Raw genomic sequence first — 24776 nt, 5'->3', positions numbered from 1 at the left:
TCATGAGCCGGAAAACTCATGCCGTCGGCGATCGCGTCGTTCTGAAGGCCGGCCTGACCCGTACGGCGACGGGCGAGCGGACATGCCGGATCGTCAGCGTTCTGCCGGCCGACCATGGAGAAGCCCAGTATCGGGTGCAGCTCGACAACGAGAATTTCGAGCGGCGCATCGTCCATAGCGACATCGATGCCGATGAAACCGCCGCCCCTGCGTCGCGCAAGACGGCGACAGCCGCCGCCGGCAAGGGCGGTCCCTGGCTGAAGCCGTCGAGCATTCGCATCGGAAAGTGACGCGGCCGCTCCGGAGGCGAGCGGCGGCATATCGACCCCAATGCGGCGCAAGCCGCGAGAGAAAGGACATATCGTGCAGGTTCTCGTCAGAGACAACAATGTCGACCAGGCGCTTCGTGTGCTGAAGAAGAAGATGCAGCGCGAAGGCCTCTTTCGCGAAATGAAGGCGCGCAGCGCCTATGAGAAGCCGTCCGAAAAACGGGTCCGCGAGAAGGCCGAAGCGGTTCGCCGCCAACGCAAGCTCGCCCGCAAGAAATTGCAGCGCGAAGGCCTGCTGCCCGCGCCCAAGCGTGCGGCGCGTCCCGCCCGCTGACCATCCATCAGCGCGCCGGGTGACGCAGTCCGCCGCCCGGCCCGTCCTGTCGGACCTCACTCCAGAAAGGAGACGTCATGACCGCGACCAAGGAAAAATTCTTCAACCCCGTCAAACTTTCTGCGCAGGACAAGGCGGCTGCGACCGACCAGACGGCCCGCACCATCATCGCTGCCGAAGCGACCGAGCGGGAAAAGAAGACCGCCCGGCTGCGCGCCCTGCGCCTGCAGCAGGAGCCCGTCGAGGCAGAGCCCAAGCCGGCCCGCAAATCCCGCAAGCGCGCAGCCTCCGCAACTCTCTGAGCCGGCCGCCAACCTTTGGCGTGCTTCGCCGCGATGCGGGACGCAAAACCGCGTCGCCCTTTTTCTGGAATTGCGCTCGAAGTCAGCCGCGCAGCATCGTCCCGGGCGATGCGGCATTTTTCCTGTTTCCTGCGGAACAGCGGCGGGCGCGGCGATGTGAGACCTTCTGATCACCGGATGAGAGAGGCTCATCCCCAACCGATCAGGAGAGACCCCATGCGCAAGATCATCGTTTCCGCCGCCATCGCAGCCGTTGCCGCCATCTCCTTCGCCGCCCCCTCGCAGGCCGGCTACTACAGCTACGGCTACAAGCCGCACTGCTTCATCAAGAAGGTGAAGTCCTACGACTACTACGGCAACGTGATCATCAAGAAGATCAAGGTCTGCAAGTAAGCGCCTTTCCCGCCGACCTCCCCGAAGGCCCGGATGTCCCTGCATCCGGGTCCTTTGTCGTGCGGTATTCCGCCCTATGCCTGCCGTGCGGCATCGGCCATGCGCACCAGCAGTTCCGCGCGCGTGCCGACGGTGCGGCTGGCATAGGCGAGCCTGGCACCGAGGCTCGTGGCCATGGCGCCGATGATCTTGGAGCCGAGGCCGGTGCCGCGCACCGGACCATCGCCGCGCCAGCCGATGCCGTCGTCCTCGACGAAGAGCAGCGCGGTCTCCGGGTCCAGGCGGGTGAAGCCGACACGCACCTCGCCGCCAATATCGCCATAGGCATATTTGAAGGCATTGGTGACGAGTTCCGTGACGATGACGCCGAGCGAGACGGCCCGGTCGGTCGGCACATGCAGCGGTTCCAGCATGCGGTTGAGCCGCACGTTGCAGCCCTGGCCCTTCATCGACGTGTCGAGTTCGGAAAGCAGCGTCGAGAGATAAGCGCCCATATCTACATGGCGCACGTCTTCCGATGTGTAGAGCCGGCGGTGGATGCCCGCGATGGCGGTGATGCGGGCCTGCGTCTCCGACAAGGCCTCCTTCACCGCCTCGTCGGACGCGCTCGACATCTGGAGGCGGATGAGGGCGGCGGCGAGCGCCAGCGAATTGCCGACACGGTGGTTTACCTCGGCCAGAAGCACCTCGGCCCGCTCCTTGGCGGCGCGGATCTCCTGCTCGGCGCGGAGCTTCGCACGCTTCAGCTCGGCATTTTCCAGCGCCTGACCGAGTGCATTGGCCAAAAGCGGCATGAAGTCGTCGCCGACCGACTTGATGACATAATCCGCCGCGCCCGCCTTCAGCGCCTCGACGGCGACCTGGGCGTCGTCGGAGCCCGTCACATAGACGACCGGCACGGCACCCGGCGCATCGACGAGTTCCTTCAGGAAGGCAAGGCCGGTGCCGGATTTCAGGAAGTGGTCGAGCACGACGGCATCGAAACCACCGTCCTGGAAAAGCGCACGGCCATGCTCCACGTCCTCGGCATGCAGCACCTCGTAACCGAGACGGCCGAGCGCACGCTCGGCGAGCCGCGCGAGGATCGGATCATCGTCGATATAGAGGATGCGGACGGCGCCTTCCTTCATTTACTGCGTCTCGGGGATCTGGATCACGGAGAAGAACAGGCCGAGCTGGCGGATCGCATGGGCGAAGCTCTCGTATTCCACCGGCTTGGTGATGTAGACATTGGCGCCGAGATCGTAGCAGCGCTGGATTTCCCGCTCGTCGTCCGTCGTCGTCAGGATGACGACCGGCAGGCGCCTGGTGTGGGCATTGGTCTTGATCCGCTGGAGGATATCGATGCCGGACATGTCCGGCAGGTTGAGGTCGAGCAGGATCAGCAGGAACTTGCCGGCGCTCGCAAGGCCGGAGCGGTCCTTGCCCAGCACGAAATCGAGCGCATCGGTGCCGTTGGTGAAGGGCACGACCTCGTTGTGCACGCCGGCGCGGCGGATGTTCTTCTCGATGAGGCGCGCATGGCCCTCATCATCCTCGATCATGACGATGGTGACTTCCTTACCCAGTCCGTTCATGCCTGCATACTCCTGACAACTTTGCTGAGGTCGGGCGGAAGACGAAGCACGAAGGTCGTCCCCTGCCCGAGTTCGGATCGGACGACGATATCACCGCCAAGATTGCGCATCAGTGAACGCACATGCGCAAGGCCGATGCCCTCGCCGGGCTTGTCCTGGGTGCCCGAGCGACGGAACAGCTCGAAGACCCGCTCGTGGTCTTCGGGCGCGATGCCGCGGCCATTGTCGGTGAACTCGATGACGAAACCGGCGCGGCCACCATTCTTCGCGGTGACGGAGATGCGCAGCGGCCGGCCGGGCACCTGGTATTTGATCGCATTGTCGAAGAGGTTGCCGAAAACCTGCTCCAGCGACAGCCGGTCGGAAATGACGGTCGGCAGCTTGTCGTCGATGGTGACCTCGCCGTCGGATTCGCCGACCTGGTGACCCACGGCCGCCGCGCCCGTCTCGACGAGCGCCTTGATGTCCACGCGCTCGATCCTGAGTTCCCGCCGCCCGTCACGCGAAATCTTCAGGATGGCGTTGATGAGGCCGTCCATCTTCTTGGTGGAGGAGCGGATGAAGCCGATCGCCTCGGGCAGGTCCTCCGAGGCCGCGCGGCGCGCCTCGAGGATGTCGCCTTCGCTCGGCGCCTTGCCGTCGGCCAGCACGTAGCTCTGGATGGAGGCGAGCGAGGCCTGCAGTTCGCTGGTGAAGCCCATGATGTTGACGAGCGGCGCGCGCAGGTCGTGCGTCACGATATAGGCGAAGCGCTGCACCTCCTGGTTGGCGCGGATCAGCTCCTCCGTGCGCTCGTCCACCCGCTTTTCCAGCGTGGCGTTCAGCGTCTCGACCTCGCGGCGGGCAGCGAGGATATCGCGGGTATACTGCATGACGACGACGGCCGCGCCGCCGAGCACGCCGATGATGGCGATGGCGCCGATCACCGTCGTCCATTGCAGCGCGCCGGCGGACCGGAGCGTATCGACAACGCTCTCCTCCAGACGCCGGTCCGCATCGTTCATGATGGAGCCGATTTCGACGCGGAGCTGGTCCATGAGGACGCGGCCGCGATCGGTCTTGATCTCCTCGATCGCCTCCGCCTGGCGGCCCTGTTCCATGAGATCGACGGTTGCGGCAAGCTCCGCCAGCTTCTGCTCGACGAGCTCGCCGACCCGCCTGGCCCGCCCGGCATATTCGGGCAGGCGCATCGTCTTCTCGAGGAAGACCTCCTCCTGCTCGGCGACGCCGCGCAGCGCGCTGTCATAGGGGGCCCGGAACGCGATATCGCCTGTTATGATGAAGCCGCGCTGGCCCGTTTCCGCGTCCTTCAGGATGGACAGGAGGTCGGCAGAGGCGCTGCGCGCTTCGCGCACCTCGATGAAGCCGGCGAAATAGCCCTGCACCTTGCTGACGAGCCAGAGCGACGTGCCGACGATGCCGAGCAACGCAAGCATGCCTGCTATCAACAGAATAACCGTCGAGCGCACGAAGGCGGCGTTCGAAATCGGCATCTAACCCCCCGGTTCAAGCCGTCCACAGGACGGCGACAATATCGTGGTCATGAACGCTTGCAACCAACCAGCGTGATGAAAACGGAATTCTTTTGGTTGTTTCGTCACTTAGGGGGTCAGATCCTGATACGGAAGCGCCCGGCGAAGCGTTCGCTCGCGATGATGACCATGCCGGCGGAAAAAATCAGCGTGGCGCCGACGAAGACATTCGAGCCGGGCACGTCGCTCCAGATGAGATAACCGAGCACGAAGGCCCAGACGAGCGAGGAATATTCGAAGGGGGCGAGCACGGAGACCGGTGCCCGGCGCATGCCCTCGAACATCGCGAACTGCCCGATGCCGGCAATCACCCCCGTTCCCGCCATCAGCGCCAGGTCGAGCAGCGCGACCGGCTGCCAGACGAAGGGCAGCGCGATGGCGGTGAAGAGCAGGAAGAAGCCGCTCGATATGGTCACCTGTACCTCGGTGCGCTCGTGCAGCGCCGTCTTGCGCAGGAGCACCGTCGCGATCGCCCAGAAGATGGCGGCCTGCAGGGCGAGACAGACGGGCAGCGAAAGCTGCAGGCCATTGACCGCCACCCCGCAGGCGACGACCACGCCGACGAAACCGATCACCACCGCGAACCACCGGTATCCCGGCACCTTCTCGCCGAGGATCGGCACGGAGAGGATCGTCATGACGACCGGCGAGGCGTAGTAGAGCGTCGTCAGCTCGGCAAGGCCGAGGTCGCGCGCGGCGGTGTAGTAGGACAGCCAGGCGGCGAGCAGCAGCAGGTTGCGCAGGAAAAGCGGCTTCATCACCGGAGAGCGGCGCGCGTTTTGCAGGAGCGGGCGCCCGCCGAAGGCCAGACAGAGCAGAAAGATCGTCAGGCTGCGCACGAACAGGATCTGCCAGACCGGCAGGGCCGCGACGAGCCATTTGACCGTCGCATCCTGCAAGGAGAACATGAAATAGGCGAAGGACGTCAGCAGAATGCCGGAAGAGACGGTCTTTTGCACGGAGTGAGCCTCGAAGGCGCGGAAGCGCCGCGCCCCGCCTTGATAGCGCGCCGATCAATACGGCGAAAGAGGCTGAAAATCACGGGGGGAGGAAATTTTTCCCACCGCCGTGAACCTTGCCGCGAAAAGTCCGTTTCGCCTGCAAGTTTCGGCGTGCAAGCGGGGCCGCACAGGTATATGCGCGAGCCATGGATTCCAAACGCACCGGCTATCTCTTCACCCTGCTTGCCATCCTGATCTTCAGCCTGCAGGACGCGATCTCGAAACATCTCGGCAGCCTCTATCCGCCGGTCTTCATCGCCATGCTGCGCTTCTGGGCCTTCGGCGCCTTCGCGATCGCGCTGGGCGCCCGCAGCCCGGGCGGCCTGAAGGTGGCGGCGGCGACGAAACGGCCGGCGCTGCAGATCCTGCGCGGCGTGCTCCTCGCCTGCCAGATCGTCGTCACCATCACCGCCTTCACCACGGTCGGCCTTGCCCATTCGCAGGCGATCCTGGCATCGGGACCGATCTTCGTCGCGCTCCTGTCGATGCCGCTGCTCGGCGAACGGGTCGGCTGGCGGCGCTGGACGGCGATCGGCGCCGGGCTCTGCGGCGTGCTGATCATCCTCAACCCGGGCGACGGCGGCTTCGACATGGGCGTCCTGCTGCCGCTGGTTTCCGCGCTCATGTTCGCGGTCTATGTGATCGCGACCCGCCTCGTCAGCCGGGACGACACGGCCTCGACGAGCTTCTTCTACATCGGCGTCGTCGGCGCAGCGGCGATTTCGCTCGTCGGCCCGTTCTTCTGGACGAACCTCACCGCGGGGGACTGGCTGTGGATGGGCCTGCTCTGCATCACCGGCATGTCGAGCCACTATTTCCTGATCCGCGCCTATGACCTGCTCGATGCCGCCGCCGTGCAGCCGCTCACCTATCTCCAGGTCGTGCTGGCGGCGATCATCGGCGTCAGCGTCTTCGGCGAAACGCTGAACCTCAACATGGTGCTCGGCTCGGCCATCGTCGTCGGCGCCGGCATCTTCACCGTCTGGCGCGAGAGCGTCGTCGCCCGGCGCCGGGCGGCGGAAAACCGGTCCGGAAAGAATACAGGAAAATAATCCTTTTTCCTTTACTCGCCCGCCATCCTTGGATATGCTTCCGATCACTCGGACCGGCCCTTGCCGGTCCGTTGCCTTGGCAGGGTTTTTCAGCATGTTCTCCCACGACCGGATCTGGGCAGCGATCGACGCCCTTGCCGAGCGCAACCGGCTCTCGCCGTCCGGCCTTGCCCGCCGCGCCGGGCTCGACCCGACATCCTTCAACAAGTCGAAGCGCCAGGGCGCCGATGGCCGCCAGCGCTGGCCCTCGACGGAATCGATCGCCAAGGTGCTCGACGCGACCGGCGCCTCGATCGACGAATTCTTCACGCTGGCCGACCCGGCGCGCGATGCCGCCCTGCCGCAGGGCGCCTTTCCCCCGCAGACCGGCACCATTCCCCTGCTCGGCTTCGCACAGGCGGGCGCCGGCGGCTTCTTCGACGATGGCGGCTTTCCGGCCGGCCAGGGCTGGGACGTGGTGGAGTTTCCCGCCTCGCCGGATCGCAAGCCGGGCGTCTATGCGCTGGAGGTGCAGGGCGACAGCATGCTGCCGCTCTACCGCGACGGCGACGTCCTGATCGTCGAGCCGGGCGCGCAGGTGCGCCGCGGCGACCGCGTGGTCGTCAAGACCCGGGAGGGCGAGGTCATGGCCAAGGTGCTGCATCGCCAGACGCCGCGCACGATCGAGCTCGTCTCGCTCAACCCCGAGCATCCGAACCGCAATTTCGACATCGACGACGTCGACTGGATCGCCCGCATCATCTGGGCCAGCCAGTAGGGGCGCGTCAGCCGCCGTAGAGATTGACCGGGAAATAGCGCAGATAGATCTCCTGCAGGCGGCCGCTGCGCGAGAGCGCCAGCAGCGCATGGTCGATCGCGCCGGTTATCGTCGCGTCCTCCTTGCGGAACATGATGGTCAGCCCCTCGCCGAGGAACCGCTCCGACAGATAGGGGCCGTCGAACAGGCGGCAGCAGCCGGCCGATTCCGAGCCGCTCGTCCAGAAGGCGAGCTGCATGCCATCCCCGAAGGCTGCATCCACCTTGCCGTCCTTGAGGCTCGCCAGCAGGGCGGCGCGATCGGGAAAGGTCTGCACCTGCACGCGCGGGAAGAAGGCCTTCAGCATCGCCTCATGCGCGCTCGCCGCGACGACGCCGACCCGCTTGCCATCGAGCGCCGCCGCGGTCTCTCCGGCGGGCGGCGTCTTCTTCGCCACGGCGAAGCGGGCCGGCAGGCGCATGAAGGGGCGCGAGAAGAGGAAGCGCTTGCGCAGCTCCGCGGTGACGGCGACACCCGCGGCGACCGCCTCGCCATTGCCGTCGACCAGCGCCTTTTCCAGTTCCGGGAAGGTCACGGCCTGGATCTGGCATTTTTCCGTGAGTGCCAGCTCCCGGCAGATTTCCCGCACCAGATCGACATGGAAGCCGGCGAGCTTGCCGGTCTGGTCGATGAAGTTGAACGGCGGGAAATCCACCGTGGTCAGGAAGCGCAGCCGCACGATGCCGGACAGGTCCGGTCGCGCGATGCGCTCGCGCGTGTCGAACAGGATCGGCAGGTCGACCGACGCAGGCTCCTGCGCTGCCGCCTCCTGCGGCCGCACCGCCGCCAGCAACAGGCAAAAGGCGAGCAGCCCGTAAATTTTGAGGGGTGCAATTTTGATATGCCGCATTACAATCAACCTGGGGTTTAAAGGGGGCGTGGCCGCCTACGCGGCTGCGGGGCTGCATGCGACTGGCAGAATATCCCGACGACATCGGTTTCGCTACCGCAATCGGCATCCTGCCGGCGCCGCCGGCGCCACCCCGCGACGACACCGTGCCGTCGCACCTGATGACGGAAGCCCGGCTCTTCCGGCGCCTCGGCCTGCCCAAGCCCCTCATCTCGACCATGCTGGTGCGCGCCAACCAGCACGGCACGTCACTGGAAACGGAGCTGCTGGCGAGCGGTTCGGTTTCGGAGCACATCTACTACGAGGCGCTGGCCGAAATCCTGAACATCCCCTTCCTCGACCGGCTGGATCCGGCGGAGGTCGAGGATATTCCCGGCGCCGATACCCAGCTTGTCGAGCCCACCGTGGTACGGCTGCGCCATTCCTCGCGCCCGCCGACGACGGCGATCGTGCCGAGTGCCGAGCGGCTCGCCTATCTTAGCGAACGGCTGGCGCATTCGCCCGTCCTGCGCACCATGATGGCGGCGACCACGCCTTCGGCCCTCCGGGCCGCGCTCTGGCAGGCCGGCCAGCAAAGACGGCTGCGCGACACCGTCGACGACCTCCATGCCACCATGCCGGAGGCGAGCGCCCGCATCACGCTGCGCGGGCGGCAGGGTTTTTACACCGGCGTCGCCGTGACCCTTCTTCTTGTGCTGGCCGCCCTCGCCCCCATGCTGGCCACGCTGGCATTGCATATCGTACTGAGCCTGCTCTTCCTCGGCACCTTCCTGATCCGCCTGGTCGCCCTCATCGCCAAATGGCGGCAGGAGCACCGGGCACTGGTGCCACCGCCACCGGCGCGACCGCGGCCGACCTATTCCATCTTCGTCGCGCTCTACCGGGAAGCGGCCGTCGTGCCGCAACTCATCGACACACTGAACCGCATCGAATGGCCGGCCGCCCGCCTCGACATCAAGCTGATCTGCGAGGCGGACGACCAGGAAACGCTCGATGCGCTCGCCCTCACCCGCCTCGGCCGGCAATACGAGATCGTCGAGGTGCCGCCCGGCCAGCCGCGCACCAAGCCGAAGGCGCTCACCTATGCGCTCGGCGCGGCGCGCGGCGAATACCTCGTCATCTACGATGCCGAGGACCGGGTCGATCCCATGCAACTGGAGGAGGCCTGGCGGACCTTCGAAGCCGGGCCGCCGGATATCGCCTGCCTCCAGGCGCCGCTCGTCATCACCAATGCACGGGAAAGCTGGCTGAGCGCGCTGTTCGCGCTCGAATATGCCGGGCTCTTCCGCGTGCTGCTGCCGCGCCTTGCCGCCGCACGCCTGCCCATGCCGCTCGGCGGCACGTCCAACCATTTTCGCACGCACGTGCTCCAGCAGGCCGGCGGGTGGGATCCGTACAATGTCACGGAAGATGCCGATCTCGGGCTCCGGCTCTACAGGCTCGGCTATCGCTGCGGCACGCTCACCCGGCCGACCTACGAAGAAGCGCCCGTGGGGCGGAATGCCTGGCTCGGCCAGCGCACGCGCTGGTTCAAGGGCTGGCTGCAGACCTGGCTGGTGCTGATGCGCCATCCCTCGCGCCTCGTTTCGGAGATGGGCCTCTGGCCGAGCCTCGTCTTCCAGGTGCTGATCGGCGGGCTCATCCTCTCCTCGCTCGCCCATCCGCTGATCGTCGCCTATCTCGGCCTCATCACCTGGTCGCTGTTCTTCCAGTCCGCCTTCATGGTCGGGCCGCTCGAATTCACCCTCTTTACCATCGACATCATCAACATCTTCGGGAGCTATGCGGTCTTCATCGCGCTCGGACGGGGCGGCATGACGGATGGCGAACAGGTGGCCGTGGGCAGGCACTGGATGATGACGCCGGTCTACTGGCTGCTGCTGTCGGTCGCCGCCTGGCGCGCCGTGGGGGAGCTGCGCCACAACCCCTTCTTCTGGAACAAGACGGCCCACCGGCCGGTGCAGCCGCAGACGGGAACGGAAGCCGGGTAATTTTTCCGCTCCCGCCAGCAACTTGCAACAAAGCCACCCCTCATACGGTCCTTCTCCCCAGGGAGGGACGGAGAGACCGGACGAGGGGGCGCCCCGGCTCGGCGGCCTGGAGCGTTTCGGCGCAATTGCGGACGCAAGACCGCTTCGCACTCCTGCCGGAATTGCTCTAGCGGCCGCCTTCCGTCCAGATCGCCACATCGACCGGCGCAAGCTGCCGGTCACCGACGAGGAAGGTCGCCTCCGGGCCTGCCGGCACGTCGGCGGGGGTGTTGCCATAGTTGAAGGCGAAGTGCAGCCGGCCGCGGCGGGCGAGCCTGAGATCGCCGAGATCGGGCAGGCTCCTGACGCCGGCCCAGCCGAGCGTGTCGCCCATCAGCTTCGCCAGGAATTCGCCGCGCGGCAGCGTGCCGACATAGCGCGCGCGATCATTGCCGATGACCGCCGGGGAGCCGGGGCGATGCTCGCCCTCGAAGGTGGCCAGCACCGTCTCGTTCGTGCGGATGAGCTCCCGCCAGCCGGTCACCGGGTGGCTCGCATTGCCGTAGAGCACGGGCTCGCTGTGGTAGTCCGGCAGCGACTCGACGCGCGTCACGCGGAAATCGAGGAGATCGGCGAGCGGACCGGGCGGCAGGTCGGCGGGGATGTGCATGTCGCGCGTCTTGCTGCCGCTGCGCGGGCCGAAAAGCACCTTGGCCTTCGACGCCTTGAGCCGGGCAAGGAAGGCGGCATCCGGGATGACGAGGTCGGGCGCCAGCACGAGGCTGTAGCCGGAGAGATCGGAATGCTGGCCGATGAAATCGACATCCACGCCAAGGCGCGCGACGGCGGAATACCAGTCGAGCGCGATGGCCGAGGCGGCGTAGCCGCGCCCCTGCGGCAGGGCGCTGGTGGCGAAACGCGATTCGTAATCGAGCAGGATCGCGACGGCGGCCTTTTCCCGCACCTCGCCCTTCGGCAGCCGCATCATCTCCTCGGCAACCTGCGCCACCTCGAGATAGCCCTGGTCCACCTCGCTGTTCGGCAGCAGCAGCCCGGCATGGAACTGTTCCTGCGCGAAGGGCGCCTGGCGCCAGCGGAAATAGGAGACCATGTCGACGCCATGCGCATAGGCGAGCCAGGTCCACAGCCGCACCATGCCGTCTGCCGGCGACTGGTTGTGCGCCGCCCAGTTGACCGGCCCCGGCTGCTGTTCCATCACCCAGACCCGGCCGCGGCCGACGGCGCGGTAGAGGTCGTGGTTGAACGCCGGCTGGTCCGGATCGCCGACGCGCAGATACCGCGCCTTCTCTTCCGCAGCGAGGCGGCCGTTGATCAGCCCGCCCATCGGATAGACATCCCAGGAGGCGATATCGATATCCTCGCCGACCTTGTAGTGGTCGAAGTCGGTGTTCTGCGACATGAAATTGTGCGTGACCGGACGGCCCGGCGAATGCTGCCGGATAAGGTCCACCTGCGCCTTGTTGAAGGTCTTCACCTGGTCGGAGGAAAAGCGGAAATAGTCGACGAGATGGGTCGGCGTCGGCTCTTCCACAAGGTTGTTCGGCAGGTCCACCTCGTCGAACGTGTTGTAGTGCATGCTCCAGAAGGTCGTGCCCCAGGCGCGGTTCATCGCCTCGACCGTGCCGTAGCGCGCGGCGAGCCATTGCCGGAAGGCCAGCTTCGCCTCGTCGGAATAGCTGTGGATCGTGTCGTGGTCGCCGTATTCGTTGTCCGTCTGCCAGGCATGCACGAAGGGGTTTTCGCCATAGCGGCGCACCATGGCTTCGGTGATGCGGGCCGCCTCCAGCCGGTAGCGGCGGCTGGAGAAACAATAGTGCCGGCGCGCGCCGAACTTGCGCACCACGCCGCGCGCATCGACCGGCAGGATATCCGGGTAACAATCGACCAGCCATTTCGGCGGGGCGGCGGTCGGCGTACCGAGGATGACCTTCAGGCCGGCGCAGCCGAGCACCTCGATCGCCTCGTCCAGCCATTCCCAATGGAAGACGCCGGCCTGCGGCTCGATCTGCGACCAGGAGAACTCGCCGATGCGCACCCAGGCAAGGCCCAGCTCCACCATGCGGCGGGCATCCTCGTCCCATTTCTCCCGCGGCCACTGCTCCGGATAGTAGCAGACGCCAAGCTCCAGCATGCCGGCCTCCGGCCGGGCAGCGTCGAAGCGGTTCTGTTTGGTGAGCGGCTTGTGCACCAGTGTCGTCCTTCATTCTCCGCGGCGCCGGCCGGGCCGGTCCACTTTCGTCACGATTGCAATATAAACGTTTATATCACTGTTCAAAATTCTGCTGGCTGCGGCTACCAGAGCACCGTCCGGCCGTCATAGGCCCTGAAGCTGCCGGTCTCTGCCATCGTCGCGCCATCGATCAGCCGCTTCAGGCCGAGGGCGCTTTCCGCCATCTCGACCGCCGCCTCCGCGCCGCCCATATCCGTCTTCACCCAGCCGGGATGCAGCGAGAGGACGGCGATGCCGTCGGAGCGAAAATCCTGTGCCAGCTTGACCGTCGCCATGTTCAGCGCCGCCTTGGAGCAGCGATAGGCATAGTCGCCGTCCTCGTCATCGATCGTACCTTCCGCAAGCGAGCCGGCGCGGCTGCCGATATTGGCGATCACCCGGCGCCTTCCGGCGAGGAGATTGGGCCTGAGCGCCCGGGCGACCAGCAGCGGGGCGAGCGCATTGATACGCACGACCTCCAGAAAACCATGCGTTTCCAACGAAGCAAGGCCGCCGGTATCGCCGCGGATCGCGGCATTGTTGATGACGATATCGATCGGCACGCCCGCCAGATGGTCCCCGAGCGCGGCGATCGAGGCCGCGTCCGCCACATCGAGCTGCGGGGCATCACCTGCCCCCTGCCGCGTGCAGGCGATGACGCGAAAGCCGGCGGCCGCATAGAGGTCGGCCAGTGCCCGGCCGAGGCCCCGTCCGGCACCGGTGATCAGTACCGTTCCTGTCTCAGCGGTGCTTGGTGTCATACTTCTTCTCGATGAGGCTGATGAGGCTTGCCGCCGCCAGCGTCAGCAGGATGTAGAGGATCGCCGCCGAGTTATAGGGCGCGAACGGCAGGAAGCTCGCCGACTGGAATTCCCGCATGCGCTGGGTGATGTCGCGGATCGACAGGATCGACAGCAGCGAGGTGTCCTTCAGGATGGCGATCAGCTCGTTGCCGAGCGGCGGGATGACGATGCGGAAGGCCTGCGGCAGGATGACGAGCCGCGCCGTCTGCCATCGGTTGAGGCCGAGACTGCCCGCCGCCTCGATCTGTCCGGTCGGGATGGCGTTGATGCCCGAGCGGAAGATCTCCGCAAGATAGGCGGAATAGGCGATGGCCATGGCGACGATGCCGCGGATCAGGTTCGGCGGATCGAAGACGCCGGCCGTCGCATCCTTCAAGGCGCCGGAAAGCGGCAGGCCGACATAGAGCACGATGACGAGCATCGGAATGCCGCGGATCGTATCGACGATGAATTCCGAGCCGATGGACAGCGGATGGCGGCGATGCAGGAAGCCACCGAAGGTCAAGAGACCCGCCACGATGGCGATGACGGCGAAGGTGATACCGGCGGCGCGGTCGCGGTCGTTCAGCGCCTCGACCTGCCAGAGGCGCGGCCAGTCGGCGGGCGCGGCGGCAGCGGGCAGCAACGCGCCGCTGACATCCTCTTGTCTGCCGATCGCCTCGATCGCCTGCTCGGGTGTGACGAAGGTGCGCACCGGCGTCTCGGTGGTCGGGCCGCCCTCGTACTGGCCGAAGCGCACGGCGCCGATGAGGCCCGACGGGGTGCCGGTGATGATGCCGACCTTGCCCTCCAGCGTGCCGGCCAGCACGTAGTTGTCGCGCGGCTGCATCAGGAACCAGGTGGAGAGCGCGGCGAAGGCGAGGGTCATCGCCGCGAAGAAATAGAGGCTCTGGCGCGTATAGCGCAGCTTCAGGAGCCCCACCCAGACGAGGCCGAGCATGGCCGCGAGGATATAGGCGGCGATGGCCGCGCGGATGGTCGTGGCGAGGCCCGAGGCGAAGGCGAGGTGGGCGAAGAGCAAGACGAAGACGAGGCCGGCGCCATTGACAAGGCCGAGCAGCCACGCGCCTGCCCGGCGCAGGCGGCTTTCCGCCGGAACCGGCGCGCGGCTGCCGGCGAAGGTGAGGCCGAGACCCGCGACGAGCAGCACGGCATAGGCCGGCCAGAGCCAAGCCTCCACGCCGCGCACCATGAGATCGGCCGCATCCGTCAACTGGCGGGGCGTCGCCCCCTTGACGACGAGATCGGACTTGAAGGGATCGACGCCGTTCGCGACGACCGAGGCGATGAAGGGATGGACGAGGTCCCCCGCCAGAATGGCGGCCGTCGCCAGAAGCCCCGCAAGGCCCACCGCCATCGTGAGGCGCGGCCGCACCACCTTGCGGCGCGACAGGACAAGCACCGCAAGGCCGGCGGAAAAGGCGGCCGTAAGCAGCAGGAAACCCGGCACGAAGGCGCCCGAGCCCAGCTCCACACCCAGGATGGCGCGCAACGAGCGCTGGTAGTCCGCCGACGCGGCGAAAAGGTAGACGATGAAGGGCAACGCGGCGAGGATCACCAGATTGCTGGGCCTCACGCTTCTGACGAACGACATTTCGGCCTCCGGCATCACGACATGCCGGAAGCGCCCGCACGGTGCTTCCGGCAGAACCTCTTACTTGAGGCCCCAATACTTGGCGATGAGCTGGTCGAGCGTGCCGTCGTCCTTGATCGCCTTGAGGCCCTCGTTGAAGGTCGCGACATTCTCGTCGCCCTTGCGGAAGACGAGGCCGAGCGGATCGGATTCGAGGTCCTTGATGGAGGCGACGAGTTCGCCGGCAAATTCCCGTTCATAGGCGGCGGCATTGGCGCCGTTGATCACGACGCCGTCGACGTCCTTGTTCTTCAGCGCGATGATGGCGGCGCTGAAGCTGTCATAGGCGATGACGTTCTCCTTGCCGACGACGCCTTCGGCGACCTGCGCGTCCGTCGTGTTGGCCTGGGCGGAGAGCTTCCGGCCTTCGGCCTTGAATGTCTCCAGCGTGATGCCCTGGTCCTCGGCGCGCGTCAGCACCGCCTGGCTGTTGACGATATAGGGATCGGAGAAATCCATCGCCTTCTTGCGCTCGTCGGTGATCGAGACGCCCGAGGCCACGAGGTCGAAGCTGCCCTGGTCGAGCGCGGCGAAGATGCCGTCCCAGCCGGTCGTCACGAATTCGGCCTGGCAGTTGATCTTGGCGCAGATGGCATTGACCACGTCGACATCGAAGCCGACGATCTGGCCGCTCGCCGGGTCCACGCTTTCCATCGGCGGCGACGTGGTGTCGGAGCCGACCCTCAGGAGCTTGCCGCCGAGATCGGCCGCATGCGCGGCCCCCGCCGCGAAGACGGCAAGCGCAAGTGTTGCAACGAATTTTTTCATCTCTTCCTCCTCAACCGTCGGCGTCCGCCCCTTGCGGAAGGTGCTCGACAAATCCCCTGAACCGGCCATGCGCCCTTCTGCAGCACCTCCCGCCGCAGATGAACCTCGCCCCTGCTCCTTGAAATTGGTAACAAGGAATATAAACGTTTTCAAGATAAAATATAAACGTTTTTATTCCGCTTAGCCAGCTCCGGAGGCGGGACCGTACCAATCCGGGAAAGCCGCCGGCGTGGCGGTTTCGAGCCGGATCGATCATCCAGAACCCGACAAGCCTGAGCCAGAACGGACTCTGAAAAGACCACAAGCAAATACCGGATGAATGTCGCGCAATGCCCTGACAAAGCGGGCTGGAGCGGGTAGCGGGAATCGAACCCGCGCGTTCAGCTTGGGAAGCTGACAGGCTACCATTACATCATACCCGCACGGCAGCGCGACGGCGCAGTCATTCAACAGTTCGCCGGACGTGTCAAGCGAGGGCGCAGAGAAGCACCGGTCGGTCGGCCGATTTCATACCGCGCGGCGATGCCGGACCGCCGTCGCTCCGGCCGGCCGGCGGCAGGGGCCGCAGCGACACCTTTGTCTTCGGCGATGTGGCCGGAGACGGAAAGGCGGACGTCTCCATCCGGTTCGATGCCACCCTCGCCGTCCGAAGGGCGGTTTTCTTCTCTAGCCCTTGCTCAGCCGGTCGTCCGAACGCTCGATCAGTTTCGGCATGATGAGGGTCTGCAGCGCTTCGGGCGCCTCGCCCTCCATGCAGCGCAGGATGTAGCTGCCCAGAAGCTCGCTCGGCTCGTGGATCGGCAGGAAATAGGTGGTGATCGGCGGGGCGAAATACTGGCTGACATTGAGGTCGTCGGTCGCGTTGATGACGGCATCGCGCCCGTGCACGAGGCCGCGGGCATGGAAGCCCGAGAAGGCGCCGAGCGCCGAGGCTTCGTTGGCGCAGATATAGGCGGTCGGCGGATCCGGCAGGTCCGACATGAGAAGCACGTTTTCACGGCCGAAGGCAGGGGTCAGACGGCCATGCGCGACGAGGGCCGGATCGAAGGCAAGGCCGGCCGTCTCCAGGGCGCGGCGGTAGGCATCAAGGCGCGTGATGGCATAGCTGAGCTCGGCCATCGGGTTGATGAGCGCGATGCGGCGGTGGCCGCGTTCGGCAAGGCGCGCCACCGAAAGGCGGATCATCTGCTCGTTGTCGGCATCGACATAGGCATGGGGGGCGTTGTGGATCGTCGTGCCGTAGGTGACGAAGGGAAAATCCGCCTCCTGCATGATGCGCACGCGCGGATCGTCGGCGCGGGTCCCCGAGACGATGATGCCGTCCGCCTTCTTCAGCGAGACGATCTGCCGGATGGTGGCAAGACTCTCCTCGAAATTGCGTACGGCATAGAGCGAGACGCGGTAGGGGCTCTCCTCCAGCGCCCAGGAGATGCCGCTGAGGAGCTGGGCGTATTCGACGCCTTCCCATTCGTTCTGCTTGGGGCCGGGCGCCGTCATGATGGCGGCGACCTGGTAGGTCTTTCCGGTGCGAAGCTGCACGCCATGCATGTTGAGCTGGTAGCCGACGCGCTCGGCGGCGGCGACGACGATGGCGCGGGTTTCCGGGCGCACCTGCGGGCTGTCGTTCAGCGCCTTCGATACGGTGGCGATCGAAAGGCCCGTTTCCTGCGCGATGGTCTTGATCGTCGGTCTCTGCATCGCGTGTCGGCTCGCTACGGCTGGTCCTGACTGAGGGAGGCGGCGAGGAGCATGTAGGCGGCGGATGTCCAGGCGAAAGCCCGATCCCGCAAGCCCCTCCCCGACCGGGCATCGAAGTTCTCGGCCATACCGTTTTTGGAGGCAAGAGAACAGAACTTTTCCGCGATCGTCCTTGCAAGCTCCATTTCCCCCTGCCGGCGAAGGCCATCCCAGAGGAGCAGCGTCGTCGGCGCCCAGATCGGCCCGCGCCAATAGCCGCCATCCTCGTAGAACGGGCTTTGCGGACTTTCCGTCGCGGGACCCCATTCGGTGATGAAACCACCGTCCGTGAGCCGGACAAGAAGTTTTTGCACCATGTCGCGTGGCAGGCGGTCACCCAGAAGGAGCGGCATGAACTGGATGAGGTTCCGGTCGGGCAGCACGCGCGCCGGATCGCCGGCAAGGCGGGGCGGATCGCGCCGCCGTCCAGTTCCTCAAGGCCGGCGATGGAGCGCAGCAGCGTGATCTTGCCGCAGCCGGAGGGGCCGAGGAAACAGACGAATTCACCATCGGCGATATCAAGGTCGATGTCCTTCAGCACCTCCAGAGCGCCAAAACCCTTGCGGAGATTCTCGATGCGGATCGATGCCAACGACGTCCTCCCTGTCGGCGAAACGTCCGGGCTCCCCAGCTCTTGTTAAACGTTTGTGTCAAAATAAAAACGTTTAATTTCGTTTGTAAAGTAGAAAATGAAACGGATGGGACGCCCTGCCGAATCTCATCGGCACGACAGAGAACCGGCTGCGATGCGGCCGGCAAGCCCTTGCGGAAGCGGTGTTATCCGGCGCGGAAATGTTTCGACAACTTCAGGCCCTGTGCCTGATAGTTGGAGCCGAGGCCGGAACCGTAGAGGCCTTCGGGTGCGTCGAGCATGTGCTCGTAGACGAGACGGCCGACGATCTGGCCGTGCTCGAGGATGAAGGGCACCTCGTGGCTGCGCACCTCCAGCACGGCGCGGCTGCCGGAGCCGCCGGCCGGGGCATGGCCGAAGCCGGGATCGAAGAAGCCGGCATAGTGCACGCGGAATTCGCCGACGAGCGGGTCGAAAGGCGTCATCTCGGCGGCATAGAGCGGCGGGACGTGCACGGCCTCGCGGGAGACGAGGATATAGAACTCGTCGGGATCGAGGATCAGCTCGTTGCGGCCGCGACTGAACAGCGGCTCCCAGAAATCGAAGATGTCATGCTGGTTCTTGCGGTCGACATCGACGACGGAGGTGTGGTGCTTGCCGCGATAGCCGATCAGCCCGTCCGGACCGGTGCCCTTGAGGTCGATGGAAAGCGCGATGCCGCCGCCGGAGACGTTCGGCGTCTCGCTGGCGACGAGCGTATCCGTGCCGTGGAGGGCAAGCAGTTCGCTTTCGCCGAGCAGGGCATTGCCCTTGCGGAAACGGATCTGCGACAGGCGCGAGCCGCGGCGCACGACGATCGGAAAGGTGCGCGGCGAGATTTCGAGATAGAGCGGACCGGAATAGCCGGCGGGGATCTTGTCGAATTCCTGGGCGCGATCGGTGATGACGCGGGTGAAGATATCGAGGCGACCGGTGGAGCTCTTCGGGTTGGCCGACGCCGCCAGCTCCGCCGGCAGGTCCAGGCTTTCCATCAGCGGCACGATGTAGACGCAGCCCGTCTCCAGCACCGCACCGTCGGCAAGGTCGATGACGTGCAGTTGCAGGCGGTCGAGCTTGTCGGCGACGAGATGGGACGGCCCCGGAAGGAAGCTCGCCCGCACGCGGAAGGCTTTTGCGCCGAGCCGCAGGTCGAGGCTCGCCGGCTGGATCTGGTCGTCGTCCAGCGTCGTCTCACTCTTCAACCTGCCGCTATCGAACAAGCCGCGAATGGCGTTATCCGCCAGAATGCCCGTGCTGCGCGTCGCAGAACCACCCATCGTCATACCGTCCCGTCAGAGCAGGGGCCGCATGGTCCGGCCGTCTGCTTTCGTATCGTTTCTTCCGAAAACCGATGCCCACGTTTCGGAACAATACCCGGAAGGCCCGCACAAAACCAAATGCCGCCAATTGACGCAAGCGCGGGGGCGCAGTATTAGCAGATTATCCCGTGGTGATTTGGCCGGCCGGCTTGCAGCCACGTAAAACAAGTAGCTAAAAAGGCCGGGTTCGAAACCGGCCTGCTTTTGCGGCCGGTTTTTTTGTTTGAAGGCGACGATCACATGAGCAAGTCCTGGCGCCCCGCCACCCAACTCGTTCACGGCGGAACCACCCGCTCCCAGCACGGCGAAACCGCAGAAGCCATCTTCCTGACGCAAGGCTTCGTCTACGACACCTCGGCGGCGGCCGAAGCCCGCTTCAAGGGCGAGACCGACGGCTTCATCTACGCCCGCTACGGCAGCCCGACCAACGACATGTTCGAAAAGCGCATGTGCATGCTGGAAGGCGCCGAGGATGCGCGCGCCACCGCCTCCGGCATGGCCGCCGTCTCCGCCGCGATCCTCTGCCAGCTCAAGGCCGGCGACCATATCGTCGCCGCCCGCGCGCTCTTCGGCTCCTGCCGCTGGGTGGTCGAGACGCTCGCGCCGAAATACGGCATCGAATGCACGCTGATCGACGGCCGCGACCTTGCCAACTGGGAAAAGGCGATCCGGAAGAGCACCAAGGTGTTTTTCCTCGAAAGCCCGACCAACCCGACGCTGGAAGTGATCGACATCGCGGGCGTCGCAAGACTAGCGAACCAGATCGGCGCCAAGGTCGTCGTCGACAACGTCTTCGCGACGCCGCTCTTCCAGAAGCCGCTGGAGCTCGGCGCCCATGTCGTCGTCTACTCGGCCACCAAGCATATCGACGGCCAGGGCCGCTGCCTCGGCGGCGTGGTGCTTTCCGACAAGGCGTGGATCGACGAGAACCTGCACGACTATTTCCGCCATACAGGCCCGGCCATGTCGCCGTTCAATGCCTGGACGCTGCTGAAGGGCATCGAGACGCTGCCGCTGCGCGTCAAGCAGCAGACGGAGAATGCCAGCCGCATCGCGGACTTCCTCGCCGACCGGAATGAGGTCGCCCGCGTGATCTATCCGGGCCGCAAGGACCATCCGCAGGCCGACATCATCGCCAAGCAGATGACGGGCGGCTCGACGCTCGTCTGCTTCGAGCTGAAGGGCGGCAAGGATGCGGCCTTCGCGCTGCAGGATGCGCTTGAGGTCGTGAAGATCTCCAACAATCTCGGCGACGCCAAGAGCCTCATCACCCATCCGGCGACGACGACGCACAAGAACCTGACGGACGAGGCACGCGCCGAGCTCGGCATTTCGGCCGGCACCGTGCGCCTTTCGGCCGGCATCGAGGACAGCGAGGACCTCATCGAGGATTTTGCCCGCGCGCTCTCCAGGATCAAGGCCTGAGCCCTTCGCCGTACCGATGGACAAATGCGGAAGCACCGGCCGGGGGGCCGGTGCTTTCTTTGCTTATCCTTGACGAAACCACATTCGTGTAGAATAGCAGAAGCTAATCAGTTCAAGGCTTGCCCATGTATCGTGCGCTGACCCGCGACATCGAAGTGACCGTAGAGCCGTACTATCTGGCCGACCAGTCCGATCCCGACGACAGCCGCTATGTGTGGGGATACCGGGTGGTCATCGCGAACCATTCCGATGTCGCCGTGCGGCTGATGACGCGCTACTGGCACATTACCGACCAGAACGGCCAGGTCGACGAGGTGAACGGACCCGGCGTCATCGGCGAGCAGCCGGTGCTACGCCCCGGCGACACCTACGAATATTCCTCCGGCTGCCCGCTCGAAACACCCTCGGGCATCATGTTCGGCCGCTACCGCATGGAAGCGGAGAACGGCGAGGCGTTCGATGTGGCGATACCGGCCTTTTCGCTGGATACGCCGGGGCAGGCGCGTACGCTCAATTGAGGGCGGCAAGAATTACCCTCATCCGGCCTGCCGGCCACCTTCTCCCCGCAAGCGGGGCGAAGGGACCAGACCGCATCGTTTTCCTGACATCGTTGTCGTGGATGAAGACCAGAGCCTTGCATCCTTCCCTTCTCCCCGCTTGCGGGGAGAAGGTGGCGGCAGCCGGATGAGGGGCGAGGCCCCTTACTGCGGCAGGACTTCCGCCGCCTCGAAGCGGTAGGTTGTCGAGCAGAACTCGCAGGTGACCGCGATCTCGCCCTTGTCATCCGCCGTATGCGCGATCTCCTCCGCGCTGAGGCCGGCCAGGACGCCCTTCAGCTTCTCGCGCGAACAGGAGCAGCGGTCGAAGACCTGCTGCGGCTGGTAGACGCGCACGCCCCGCTCATGGAAGAGGCGGAACAGCAGCCGTTCGGTGCCGACATTGGGATCCGTCAGCTCGTCCGCGTCGATCGTCTCGACCATGGCCTTGGCTTCGGCCCAGTTGTCGTCATCGGCGATCTTGTGGCCGGCCTCCTCGCCGTCGCCGCCCGGAAGGTCGGCCTGGCGCATGCGCTCCGGCGCCTGCGGCAGGAACTGCGCGACCATGCCGCCCGCGCGCCAGCGATGGCGCGCCTTGCCGGCGGCATCACGGTCGTAGAGTTCGGCGACGCCGAGGCGCACCTTGGTCGGGATCTGCTCCGACTGGCGGAAATAGACGCCAGCGATCTCCTCCAGCGTATGACCGTCGAGCGGCACGATGCCCTGGTAGCGCTGGGTATGGGCGCCCTGGTCGATGGTGAAGGCGAGGATGCCCTTGCCCAGAAGCTCGTGCGGCTCCGTCGTGCCGGCCGCAATCGCGGCATCGAGCGCGGCCTGGTCGAAGCGGGCATAGGCGCGCACGTTCTCCGGCGCGGCGAAATCGGCCACCAGCAGGTCGACGGGGCCGTCGCCCTTGGTCTGGACGATCAGTTTGCCCTCGAATTTCAGCGAGGTGCCGAGCAGCACGGTCAGCGTGATCGCCTCGGCCAGCAGCCGGGCAACGGGCGCGGGATAATCGTGCCGGCCGAGAATGCCGTCGAGCATCGGGCCGAGTTGCACGGCGCGACCGCGCACGTCGAGACCCTCCACCTGGAACGGCAGGACATGATCATCGCCGGCAAAGCCGGGTTCGCCGAGTTTCAGGGCATTTTCCGCCATCATCATCATTCTGCTCCTTGCACGCTTCGGCGCCGCCGAGGCCGTGGGCCCGGCCTGCTTCCGACAGGCGTTCTACCGTGATATTGCGCTCGCTCTTTCCCGATCATTCCATACCGGGCGGGCATGCGCCAGAAAAAGCGCCGTATGGCGCTCCGTGATGGCCCCTAGATCGTGCCGGCGACGGCGTTTTTCAAGGCGGTGTCAGACGACGCCGAAGCACCAGGCCAGGATCGACTTCTGCGCATGGAGACGGTTCTCCGCCTCGTCGAAGACCACGGACTGCGGGCCGTCGATCACCTCGTCGGTCACTTCCTCGCCGCGATGGGCGGGCAGGCAGTGCATGAAGAGCGCGTCCTTGTCGGCGCGCGCCATCAATTGCCTGTTGACCTGGTAGGGCTGGAAGATGTTGTGGCCGCGGGCGCGGTGCTCCTGGTTCATCGAGACCCAGGTATCGGTGACGACGAGATCGACGCCGTCGACGATGGCGTCCGGATCATGGCCGAGCAGGATGTTGCCGCCATTGTCGCGCGCCCAGTTCAGGATCTTGTCGTCGGGCTCCGAGCCCATCGGCACGGCCATCTTCATCGTATAGCCGAAGCGGGCGGAGCCCTCGACGAAGGAATGCAGCACGTTGTTCCCATCGCCGGTCCAGGCGAAGGTCTTGCCCTTCGTGGAACCGCGATGCTCCTCGAAGGTCATGATGTCGGCCATGATCTGGCAGGGATGGGTGAGGTCCGTCAGCGCGTTGATGACGGGCACGGTGGCGTGTTCGGCAAGCTCCAGCAGGCGGGCATGGTCCGTCGTGCGGATCATGATGGCATCGACATAGCGCGAGAGGACCCTGGCCGTGTCGCCGATCGTCTCGGCGCGGCCGAGCTGCATTTCCGTGCCCGACAGGAACAGCGTCTCGCCGCCGAGCTGGCGCATGCCGACATCGAAGGAGACGCGGGTTCGCGTGGAGGGCTTCTCGAAGATCATCGCGAGCATCTTGCCGGCGAGCGGCCTGGCTTCGGTGCCGGCCTTGCTGGCGGCCTTGCGCGTGTGCGCATCGTCCATGATGACGCGGAGATCGCTTTCCGAAACGGCGGAAAGGTCGAGAAAATGCTTGGCCATGATGTGTCCTGTCTGTCCGTTCGCTGCTTACGCGGCCTTGGCAGCCGTGAGTTTTTCCGCGGCGCGCTCGATGCGGGCAAGTCCCTCGCGCGCCTCTTCCGCGGTCACGGTCAGCGGCGGCAGCAGCCGCAGCACGTTGTCGCCCGCCGGCACGGCCAGCAGGTTTTCCGCCCGCACGCCCTTCAGGAGGTCGGCGACCGGGATCTTCGCCTTGATGCCGAGCATCAGGCCCTCGCCGCGAATATCCTCGATGATGTCGGGGAAACGATCCTTCAGCGCGGCAAGGCCCTGGCGGAAGACGAGCGCGACATCGCGCACATGCTCAAGGAAGCCGTCCTCCAGCACCACGTCGAGCACGGCATTGCCGACGGCCATGGCGAGCGGGTTGCCGCCATAGGTCGAGCCGTGCGTGCCGGCGACCATGCCGGCCGCCGCCTCGTTCGTGGCAAGGCAAGCGCCGAGCGGGAAGCCGCCGCCGATCCCCTTGGCGATCGCCATGATGTCGGGCGTGACCCCGGCCCATTCATGGGCGAAGAGGCGTCCCGTGCGGCCGACGCCGGTCTGCACTTCGTCGAGGATGAGCAGCAGGCCGTATTCGTCGCAGAGCTGGCGCAGCTCCTGCATGAACTCCTTCGACACCGGACGCAGCCCGCCCTCGCCCTGCACAGGCTCGATCAGGATGCCGGCCGTTTCCTCGGTGATCGCATCCTTGACGGCCGTGATATCGCCGAAGGGAACCTTGAGGAAGCCCGGTGCCTTGGGGCCGAAGCCCTCGATATACTTCTCCTGCCCGCCGGCGGCGATCGTCGCGATCGTGCGGCCGTGGAAGGCGCCTTCGAAGGTGATGATGTGGAACTTGCCGGGATGGCCCTTGGCGAAATGGTAGCGCCGGGCCGTCTTGATCGCGCATTCCAGCGCCTCGGCGCCCGAATTGGTGAAGAACACCTTGTCGGCGAAGGTGGCCTCCGTCAGCCGGCGGCCGAGGCTTTCCTGGCCCGGGACCTCGTAAAGGTTCGACAGGTGCCAGACCTTGTCGGCCTGGTCCTTCAGCGCGGCGACGAGATGGGGATGCGCATGGCCCAGCGAATTGACGGCGACGCCGGCGGCAAAATCGAGATATCGCTCGCCATCTTCGGCGATCAGCCACACGCCCTCCCCGCGCGTGAACCTGAGCGGCGCACGCATGTAGGTTTCATAGAGCGGCGCGACATCGGCCATGCGCGGATCCTCCGAAAAGAGATGCGGAAAAACAGGAATGCGGCTTGACTTTTCCGGGCTTCAGAAAAACCAAAAGCCGCCTTTCGGCGGCATGCCGCACTATCGGCATTTCATCTTGGGATGTCAACAAAATCGCACCCGAAATGGCGC

Annotated in this window: 24 protein-coding genes, 1 tRNA gene, 1 pseudogene and 1 riboswitch; of the genes and pseudogenes, 9 read left to right on the top strand and 17 right to left on the bottom strand. The window is 65.6% G+C overall.

Annotated features, from left to right (window positions below):
* The first annotated feature begins 2 nt into the window (after positions 1–2).
* From EV665_RS09715 to EV665_RS32290, 4 genes are all read left to right on the top strand, one after another.
* Positions 3–290, top strand: a complete 288-nt coding sequence (locus EV665_RS09715; RefSeq protein ID WP_133033938.1) for a cold-shock protein — start codon at positions 3–5, stop codon at positions 288–290.
* 73 nt (positions 291–363) lie between these two features.
* Positions 364–603: a 30S ribosomal protein S21 gene (gene rpsU / locus EV665_RS09710; RefSeq protein ID WP_064332379.1), complete on the top strand. Its 240-nt coding sequence runs from the start codon at positions 364–366 to the stop codon at positions 601–603.
* A 77-nt stretch (positions 604–680) separates the two neighbouring features.
* A complete protein-coding gene (locus tag EV665_RS09705; protein WP_133033937.1) occupies positions 681–905 on the top strand; it encodes a hypothetical protein in 225 nt (74 codons plus the stop codon).
* 216 nt (positions 906–1121) lie between these two features.
* Positions 1122–1298, top strand: a complete 177-nt coding sequence (locus tag EV665_RS32290) for a hypothetical protein (RefSeq protein ID WP_162853019.1) — start codon at positions 1122–1124, stop codon at positions 1296–1298.
* A gap of 74 nt (positions 1299–1372) precedes the next feature.
* On the opposite strand, the gene EV665_RS09700 is transcribed toward EV665_RS32290, so the two are convergent.
* From EV665_RS09700 to EV665_RS09685, 4 genes are all read right to left on the bottom strand, one after another.
* A complete protein-coding gene (locus tag EV665_RS09700) occupies positions 1373–2428 on the bottom strand; it encodes a sensor histidine kinase (RefSeq protein ID WP_133033936.1) in 1056 nt (351 codons plus the stop codon).
* Positions 2429–2875 carry a response regulator gene (locus EV665_RS09695; RefSeq protein ID WP_064328717.1) on the bottom strand — a complete coding sequence of 149 codons (447 nt, stop codon included), beginning with the start codon at positions 2873–2875 and terminating at the stop codon, positions 2429–2431. It abuts the gene before it with no gap.
* Positions 2872–4368: a sensor histidine kinase gene (locus EV665_RS09690; RefSeq protein WP_133033935.1), complete on the bottom strand. Its 1497-nt coding sequence runs from the start codon at positions 4366–4368 to the stop codon at positions 2872–2874. Before EV665_RS09690 ends, EV665_RS09695 begins: the two co-directional genes overlap by 4 nt.
* A 116-nt stretch (positions 4369–4484) precedes the next feature.
* Positions 4485–5366: a DMT family transporter gene (locus EV665_RS09685; protein WP_133033934.1), complete on the bottom strand. Its 882-nt coding sequence runs from the start codon at positions 5364–5366 to the stop codon at positions 4485–4487.
* Between the two features lie 188 nt (positions 5367–5554).
* On the opposite strand from EV665_RS09685, the gene EV665_RS09680 reads away from it, so the two are divergent.
* Positions 5555–6460, top strand: a complete 906-nt coding sequence (locus tag EV665_RS09680) for a DMT family transporter (protein ID WP_064328714.1) — start codon at positions 5555–5557, stop codon at positions 6458–6460.
* A gap of 94 nt (positions 6461–6554) precedes the next feature.
* Complete coding sequence (locus EV665_RS09675; protein WP_133033933.1) at positions 6555–7217, top strand: S24 family peptidase; 663 nt, start codon at positions 6555–6557, stop codon at positions 7215–7217.
* Positions 7218–7224: 7 nt separating this feature from the next.
* Here the strand turns inward: EV665_RS09675 and EV665_RS09670 are convergent, their stop codons facing one another.
* A complete protein-coding gene (locus EV665_RS09670) occupies positions 7225–8106 on the bottom strand; it encodes a transporter substrate-binding domain-containing protein (RefSeq protein ID WP_133033932.1) in 882 nt (293 codons plus the stop codon).
* 56 nt (positions 8107–8162) lie between these two features.
* On the opposite strand from EV665_RS09670, the gene EV665_RS09665 reads away from it, so the two are divergent.
* Positions 8163–10097 carry a glycosyltransferase family 2 protein gene (locus tag EV665_RS09665; RefSeq protein WP_133033931.1) on the top strand — a complete coding sequence of 645 codons (1935 nt, stop codon included), beginning with the start codon at positions 8163–8165 and terminating at the stop codon, positions 10095–10097.
* A gap of 166 nt (positions 10098–10263) precedes the next feature.
* On the opposite strand, the gene EV665_RS09660 is transcribed toward EV665_RS09665, so the two are convergent.
* The 9 genes and pseudogenes from EV665_RS09660 to EV665_RS09620 form a co-directional block, all read right to left on the bottom strand.
* Positions 10264–12285 carry a beta-galactosidase gene (locus tag EV665_RS09660; RefSeq protein ID WP_380684931.1) on the bottom strand — a complete coding sequence of 674 codons (2022 nt, stop codon included), beginning with the start codon at positions 12283–12285 and terminating at the stop codon, positions 10264–10266.
* 104 nt (positions 12286–12389) lie between these two features.
* Positions 12390–13067, bottom strand: coding sequence for an SDR family oxidoreductase (locus EV665_RS09655; RefSeq protein WP_133033930.1), 678 nt, complete (start codon positions 13065–13067; stop codon positions 12390–12392).
* A complete protein-coding gene (locus tag EV665_RS09650; RefSeq protein WP_133033929.1) occupies positions 13048–14703 on the bottom strand; it encodes an amino acid ABC transporter permease in 1656 nt (551 codons plus the stop codon). The genes EV665_RS09655 and EV665_RS09650 overlap by 20 nt, the downstream gene beginning before the upstream one ends.
* A 60-nt stretch (positions 14704–14763) precedes the next feature.
* Complete coding sequence (locus tag EV665_RS09645; RefSeq protein ID WP_133033928.1) at positions 14764–15510, bottom strand: transporter substrate-binding domain-containing protein; 747 nt, start codon at positions 15508–15510, stop codon at positions 14764–14766.
* Between the two features lie 348 nt (positions 15511–15858).
* Positions 15859–15932, bottom strand: a tRNA-Gly gene (locus EV665_RS09640).
* Between the two features lie 244 nt (positions 15933–16176).
* Positions 16177–17208 (bottom strand): LacI family DNA-binding transcriptional regulator, encoded by a 1032-nt coding sequence (locus EV665_RS09635; RefSeq protein WP_133033927.1) that lies wholly within the window; start codon positions 17206–17208, stop codon positions 16177–16179.
* Positions 17209–17222: 14 nt separating this feature from the next.
* Positions 17223–17630, bottom strand: coding sequence for an MGH1-like glycoside hydrolase domain-containing protein (locus EV665_RS09630; protein ID WP_245507675.1), 408 nt, complete (start codon positions 17628–17630; stop codon positions 17223–17225).
* A gap of 2 nt (positions 17631–17632) precedes the next feature.
* A pseudogene (locus tag EV665_RS09625) lies at positions 17633–17839 on the bottom strand (ATP-binding cassette domain-containing protein); the annotation flags it as partial.
* 185 nt (positions 17840–18024) lie between these two features.
* Positions 18025–19134: a 2'-deoxycytidine 5'-triphosphate deaminase gene (locus EV665_RS09620; RefSeq protein WP_133033926.1), complete on the bottom strand. Its 1110-nt coding sequence runs from the start codon at positions 19132–19134 to the stop codon at positions 18025–18027.
* Positions 19135–19294: 160 nt separating this feature from the next.
* Positions 19295–19373, top strand: a riboswitch (SAM riboswitch).
* A 43-nt stretch (positions 19374–19416) separates the two neighbouring features.
* Between EV665_RS09620 and EV665_RS09615 the strand changes: the two genes are divergently transcribed.
* Complete coding sequence (locus EV665_RS09615; RefSeq protein WP_133033925.1) at positions 19417–20601, top strand: O-succinylhomoserine sulfhydrylase; 1185 nt, start codon at positions 19417–19419, stop codon at positions 20599–20601.
* 125 nt (positions 20602–20726) lie between these two features.
* Entirely contained in the window at positions 20727–21119 is a 393-nt protein-coding gene (apaG, locus tag EV665_RS09610; protein WP_023516605.1) for a Co2+/Mg2+ efflux protein ApaG, read from the top strand.
* Between the two features lie 183 nt (positions 21120–21302).
* Here apaG and EV665_RS09605 read toward each other — a convergent pair whose 3' ends face one another.
* From EV665_RS09605 to EV665_RS09595, 3 genes are all read right to left on the bottom strand, one after another.
* A complete protein-coding gene (locus EV665_RS09605) occupies positions 21303–22295 on the bottom strand; it encodes an Hsp33 family molecular chaperone (protein ID WP_133033993.1) in 993 nt (330 codons plus the stop codon).
* A 201-nt stretch (positions 22296–22496) separates the two neighbouring features.
* A complete protein-coding gene (gene argF / locus EV665_RS09600) occupies positions 22497–23408 on the bottom strand; it encodes an ornithine carbamoyltransferase (protein WP_064328705.1) in 912 nt (303 codons plus the stop codon).
* A gap of 27 nt (positions 23409–23435) precedes the next feature.
* Positions 23436–24626, bottom strand: a complete 1191-nt coding sequence (locus tag EV665_RS09595) for an aspartate aminotransferase family protein (protein ID WP_064328704.1) — start codon at positions 24624–24626, stop codon at positions 23436–23438.
* Positions 24627–24776 lie beyond the last annotated feature (150 nt).

Source organism: Shinella granuli (assembly GCF_004341885.1).
In the GTDB taxonomy this organism is placed as follows: Bacteria; Pseudomonadota; Alphaproteobacteria; order Rhizobiales; family Rhizobiaceae; genus Shinella; species Shinella granuli.
This window is presented reverse-complemented; position numbering and strand designations above follow the sequence as displayed.

Excerpts from the sequence above, each read along its gene's own strand:
- EV665_RS09715 (WP_133033938.1), top strand. The coding sequence starts at position 3 with ATGAGCCGGAAAACTCATGCCGTCGGCGATCGCGTCGTTCTGAAGGCC.
- EV665_RS09705 (WP_133033937.1), top strand. The coding sequence starts at position 681 with ATGACCGCGACCAAGGAAAAATTCTTCAACCCCGTCAAACTTTCTGCG.
- EV665_RS32290 (WP_162853019.1), top strand. The coding sequence starts at position 1,122 with ATGCGCAAGATCATCGTTTCCGCCGCCATCGCAGCCGTTGCCGCCATC.
- EV665_RS09700 (WP_133033936.1), bottom strand. The coding sequence starts at position 2,428 with ATGAAGGAAGGCGCCGTCCGCATCCTCTATATCGACGATGATCCGATC.
- EV665_RS09695 (WP_064328717.1), bottom strand. The coding sequence starts at position 2,875 with ATGAACGGACTGGGTAAGGAAGTCACCATCGTCATGATCGAGGATGAT.
- EV665_RS09690 (WP_133033935.1), bottom strand. The coding sequence starts at position 4,368 with ATGCCGATTTCGAACGCCGCCTTCGTGCGCTCGACGGTTATTCTGTTG.
- EV665_RS09680 (WP_064328714.1), top strand. The coding sequence starts at position 5,555 with ATGGATTCCAAACGCACCGGCTATCTCTTCACCCTGCTTGCCATCCTG.
- EV665_RS09675 (WP_133033933.1), top strand. The coding sequence starts at position 6,555 with ATGTTCTCCCACGACCGGATCTGGGCAGCGATCGACGCCCTTGCCGAG.
- EV665_RS09670 (WP_133033932.1), bottom strand. The coding sequence starts at position 8,106 with ATGCGGCATATCAAAATTGCACCCCTCAAAATTTACGGGCTGCTCGCC.
- EV665_RS09665 (WP_133033931.1), top strand. The coding sequence starts at position 8,163 with ATGCGACTGGCAGAATATCCCGACGACATCGGTTTCGCTACCGCAATC.
- EV665_RS09655 (WP_133033930.1), bottom strand. The coding sequence starts at position 13,067 with ATGACACCAAGCACCGCTGAGACAGGAACGGTACTGATCACCGGTGCC.
- EV665_RS09650 (WP_133033929.1), bottom strand. The coding sequence starts at position 14,703 with ATGTCGTTCGTCAGAAGCGTGAGGCCCAGCAATCTGGTGATCCTCGCC.
- EV665_RS09645 (WP_133033928.1), bottom strand. The coding sequence starts at position 15,510 with ATGAAAAAATTCGTTGCAACACTTGCGCTTGCCGTCTTCGCGGCGGGG.
- EV665_RS09635 (WP_133033927.1), bottom strand. The coding sequence starts at position 17,208 with ATGCAGAGACCGACGATCAAGACCATCGCGCAGGAAACGGGCCTTTCG.
- EV665_RS09620 (WP_133033926.1), bottom strand. The coding sequence starts at position 19,134 with ATGGGTGGTTCTGCGACGCGCAGCACGGGCATTCTGGCGGATAACGCC.
- EV665_RS09615 (WP_133033925.1), top strand. The coding sequence starts at position 19,417 with ATGAGCAAGTCCTGGCGCCCCGCCACCCAACTCGTTCACGGCGGAACC.
- apaG (WP_023516605.1), top strand. The coding sequence starts at position 20,727 with ATGTATCGTGCGCTGACCCGCGACATCGAAGTGACCGTAGAGCCGTAC.
- EV665_RS09605 (WP_133033993.1), bottom strand. The coding sequence starts at position 22,295 with ATGGCGGAAAATGCCCTGAAACTCGGCGAACCCGGCTTTGCCGGCGAT.
- argF (WP_064328705.1), bottom strand. The coding sequence starts at position 23,408 with ATGGCCAAGCATTTTCTCGACCTTTCCGCCGTTTCGGAAAGCGATCTC.
- EV665_RS09595 (WP_064328704.1), bottom strand. The coding sequence starts at position 24,626 with ATGGCCGATGTCGCGCCGCTCTATGAAACCTACATGCGTGCGCCGCTC.